Source organism: Chamaesiphon sp. OTE_20_metabat_361 (assembly GCF_031364565.1).
On record NZ_JANLWO010000165.1, the window covers coordinates 1 to 4259 of the forward strand.

At 46.2% G+C, this 4259-nt stretch carries 5 protein-coding genes; all 5 read right to left on the reverse strand.

Features of this window, described 5'->3' with window-relative positions; genetic code table 11:
* The coding region (locus RMO35_RS04570; protein WP_309738874.1) for a heavy metal translocating P-type ATPase at positions 1 to 1102 on the reverse strand (1102 nt) is incomplete at its 3' end.
* Positions 1103 to 1142: 40 nt separating this feature from the next.
* On the reverse strand, positions 1143 to 1436 hold the full coding sequence (locus RMO35_RS04575; RefSeq protein WP_309738876.1) for a PepSY domain-containing protein: 294 nt from the start codon (positions 1434 to 1436) through the stop codon (positions 1143 to 1145).
* A gap of 35 nt (positions 1437 to 1471) precedes the next feature.
* Positions 1472 to 3217 carry a multicopper oxidase domain-containing protein gene (locus tag RMO35_RS04580; RefSeq protein ID WP_309738878.1) on the reverse strand — a complete coding sequence of 582 codons (1746 nt, stop codon included), beginning with the start codon at positions 3215 to 3217 and terminating at the stop codon, positions 1472 to 1474.
* Positions 3218 to 3444: 227 nt separating this feature from the next.
* Positions 3445 to 3954 carry a flavodoxin FldA gene (gene fldA, locus RMO35_RS04585; protein WP_309738880.1) on the reverse strand — a complete coding sequence of 170 codons (510 nt, stop codon included), beginning with the start codon at positions 3952 to 3954 and terminating at the stop codon, positions 3445 to 3447.
* Between the two features lie 117 nt (positions 3955 to 4071).
* A partial coding sequence (locus RMO35_RS04590) for a DUF305 domain-containing protein (RefSeq protein WP_309738881.1) occupies positions 4072 to 4259 on the reverse strand: 188 nt, incomplete at its 5' end.

Sequence of the window (4259 nt, forward strand, 5' to 3'; positions counted from 1 at the left end):
GAAACCAGACGACAAAGGTGATAACTGCGATCGCTAAAATTACCGGAACGAACCAGCCAGTGATATTATCGGCGAGTTTTTGGATTGGGGCTTTAGAATTTTGGGCTTGTTGGACTAATTTGACAATCTGCGCCAGGGCAGTATCTTTGCCGATTTTCGTCGCCCGAAACTGAAAGCTACCCATCTTGTTGAGGGTTGCACCGACAACTTCATCGCCGACTTGTTTGGTAACGGGAAAACTTTCGCCCGTGAGCATCGACTCATCCACGGTGGAATATCCAGATACCACTTCACCATCGACAGGGATTTTTTCACCAGGACGTACTACGACAATATCTGAAAGGGCGACTTCGGAGATCGGGATGTCAAGTTCTCTACCATCCCGCACCACCCGTGCTGTTTTTGCCTGTAATCCCATCAATGCTTGAATCGCTGACGATGTGGCTCCTTTTGCACGATTTTCCAACCACCGTCCCAACAGCGTCAAAGTGATAATCATCGCAGTCGCTTCATAATAGACTTCTGCGGATAATCCTTGTGTTGTAAAGTAACGAGGATCGATCGTCACCCAAAGTGAATAGAAAAAAGCGATACTCGTACCGAGCGCAATGAGGGTATTCATATCGGCAGTACGGTGACGAAATGCCTTCCAAGCCGATATTTGGAATTCTCTACCAACCCAAAACTGTACGGGTGATGCTAAAGCTAGCTGTAACCAAGGATTTTCCAGTCTAGCTAACCAGGACGGAAGTGTGAGATTGAAATGGCTGAGACTGCCGATGACGAGCAGAACACTGAGAATTGCACCGATTAAAACTCTGCGCTGAAGATTTCGTTCTTCTTGTGGTTGCGCCCTATTTCCGGTGTCATCTTCAATACCCAGATCTGCTGGGATAATTTGTGCTTCATAGCCAATATCAACAACGGCTTTGGTAATAATATTGAGATTAGTCTGTTTGGGATCGTAGCGCACGGTTGCTCGATCGCTACTAAAATTGATGTTACCTTCTACTACCCCTGGCACATTCTGAATTGCCCGCTCGATATTGTTCGCACAGGAGGCACAACTCATCCCTTTGAGTTTTAGATTTAGATCTTCCATATTATTTCACCTCAGTTGTGCGATCGATCCGACCGCGCTATCAATCTTCTTCTGTCCGTCGTCTTGGAGTCCGCCGCGTTTGTAACAACATCGAAGTTCCAGTAGCAAGCAAGGCGAGTAAACCTAGGGCATTGAGAAATGGATAGATAGCTTCTAGTTTTATAAAACCAAAGTTACCCTTATGGGCTTCCAATAGCCATTTCACCTCTTTTCCAGACAGGTCTGTAATTTGGTAAATCGAGCCTGTAATAGCTGAGAGTAGCAGTGGCAGTACCATAATTGGTGCGATCGTCCGATGCAATTGGCGAAGCTGAAGAGATTTGCGGTTAGTCATCTTAATTAACTCTTTTGTTTGAATGTATATAATCTTTAAATACTGACTCGATAATTTCTCATCATCCCAGCATCTTCATGTTCTAAGTTATGGCAATGATAGGTAAATAAGCCGCTATAATTCTCAAATTTCATTAGCAGCTTGACGCGCTCACCTGGCATCACCATCACAGTATCTTTCAAACCCTCATCCACATAGCCATCCTTGACTGTTTTCCATCCGGCGGCAAGTTCTGGCAACACTTGGCGACTAATGACTTGAAACTGCACGCCGTGGAAATGGATGGGATGCGCCATCCCCTTGGCATCCATCATCGCTCCAGGGTTGAGTTTGTTAATAATCTCCCACTGCTCGATCGAATTTAACTTGACGGTTTCTTGCGGTGTTGCCACATTCATTTCAAAGGGTTTGCCATTCATCACCCACTTCATCCCTTGGATCGAAAGCTCAACCGGACGCGGATTGGCAGCATTAGTGGCATCTTCTGGACGCAATAAGGGTAGAGCGGCTAGTTTGCTGGGAAGCTGCAAAGTTTCTGTTTCTGTCCGCGCGATCTTGATGTTAAATAGGGTCATCGCCGCACCAAGTTCTGGGGCATTACTAGAACTCATCCCGCCTGTATTATTCCCATCGACATCCTTGGCTCCAGAGAAAGCCAGACTATTGAGAGCTAGTTGCGTCCCAACTTTCAGCTTGCTAAAATCTGCCCAAACATCGAGCCGTTCGCCTGGAGCCAGCATCACGTACTTGCGAGTGACAGGCTGACTTAGCAAGCTTCCATCGGTGCCGATAACGGTCAAGGGATCGCCATTACTCCATGCTAGCTTGTAGATGCGGGCGTTAGAACCATTAAGAATGCGGAGGCGGTAGATTCGCGTTGCCGCAGCTAAGGTAAAGTCGGGTTTCCCATTAACGAAGAGCTTTTCGCCCAGGAAGCCCATCATACCGCCCATGTCATCCATGCCTTCACTCGACTGACTGGAGTTACCCTGTGACATGCCGCCCATTCCTTCCATGCCGCCCATACCACCATTACGAGGCATACCGATTTTGCTACCCAGATAGAGAAGTTGATTATTGGAATCGAGGGTACGATCCTGCAACACGATCGGTACTTCATAAGCACCTGTAGGTAGCTTGAGAGCTGCTTCTTCTGGATCTGTGACAATGAATAACCCCGCCAAGCCAGCGTATGCTTGTTGCCCTGTCAGCATGTCTGGATGAGGATGAAACCAGTTCATTCCTGCCCGATTGATAACTTCAAACTCATAGACGTAGGTTTGCCCAGGATCGATCGCAAACCGAGGATGTCCATCCATCTCTTCTGGCAAAATTAAGCCATGCCAATGCACGATCGTGGATTGTCCCTGTGGCAAGTTATTTTGAAAGTTGACCCGGACGCGCTGACCTGACAGAACGCGAATAATCGGGCCTAAATAACTATCAGGAATGGCAGTCAGGCTAGCTGGGTCGCCTTTAACTAGGCTTGCTGCATACGACCAAACTTGGGTTGGTTGTCCCGCTAAGATTTGCACCGTTTTTGGTGCAGCCTGAAGGTTAATTTCCAGATCGGGAATGAATTTCGGATTCGGGGTGCGGGCTACGGTGTTCTGTGCGGGTGTCTTCGTCGGAGCAGAAGGTTGGGGCGAACAACTCGATAGTATGCTATGAATGCCACTACTAAGGATCAGTCCGCTGGCAATGCCACTCCCTCGAATGAAGCTGCGACGGGTGAAGGGATATTGATGACTGCCTTTAAGGGGCAGATCGTTCTTGTTCATGAAAGTATCCGTGAGAACATAACTTTCAGTGTGACAGCCTCAGATGAAATCTAGATGAACTTATCAAAAACTGTCAAACTATTTATCTAAAAAAGGCGCATATTTCTGCGTGGCTTTAGTGGGCAGATCGTTGGCGTAGCCTCTCCTCTGGAGAATCGCATTTATAAATGCGTCCGTGAGGTTTTCAATCTGTGGATTTTGGGATATTCATCTTTAAATAATGATGATTAGATACCAAAGGCTTGTTTAACCTGCCCCGACCAAGTTTTGATGCGCCACTCGGTTAAATCTCCTTGGTTATCTTCATCCAGTGCTAAACCAATGAATTTACCGTCACGTACCCCCCTAGACTCAGTAAAGTCATAGCCATCAGTCGGCCAAGCACCAACAGTTTTCCCACCTAGTGCGCTAATTTTTTCTTCAAGAATCCCGATCGCGTCCATGAAGCTATCAGGATAGCCAGTTTGGTCGCCAACTCCAAAATAAGCTACTGTTTTACCTGTAAAATCAATGTCATCCAAGACGGGAAAGAAGTCTTCCCAGTCGCTCGACAATTCGCCGACATTCCATGTTGGTACGCCGATAATCAGGTCTTGGTAGTCCGCAAAATCAGCACCTGTGACATCTGCTATTTCATAGATATCCACAACATCCGTACCTAGTTGTTCTTGAATCATCGAAGCGATCGATTCTGTCTTGCCTGTTTGAGTACCGTAAAAAAGACCAATTTTAGACATGTATTTGCTCCAGTAAATAAATTAAATTTGTCCGATCGGAACTTTAATTTTTATTCTCAACTCTCTAGCTGACCAGAGAGTCGAGAGGGTGAATAAACTTTAATTTGAAGTGTTATTTTACAGGTTAGATTTATACCAACTTTGATACCATTTCTGCATCTGTCCGATTTCAGCGGTTTGAGTCTTAACGATGGACTGAGCTAATGTCTGAATTTTTGGCGATTTTGTCGTCTTTAGCACCATCTGACTCATCTGGGTTGCCATCTGGTGATGGACACTCATCTGACGCAGAAATTCCTTATCAA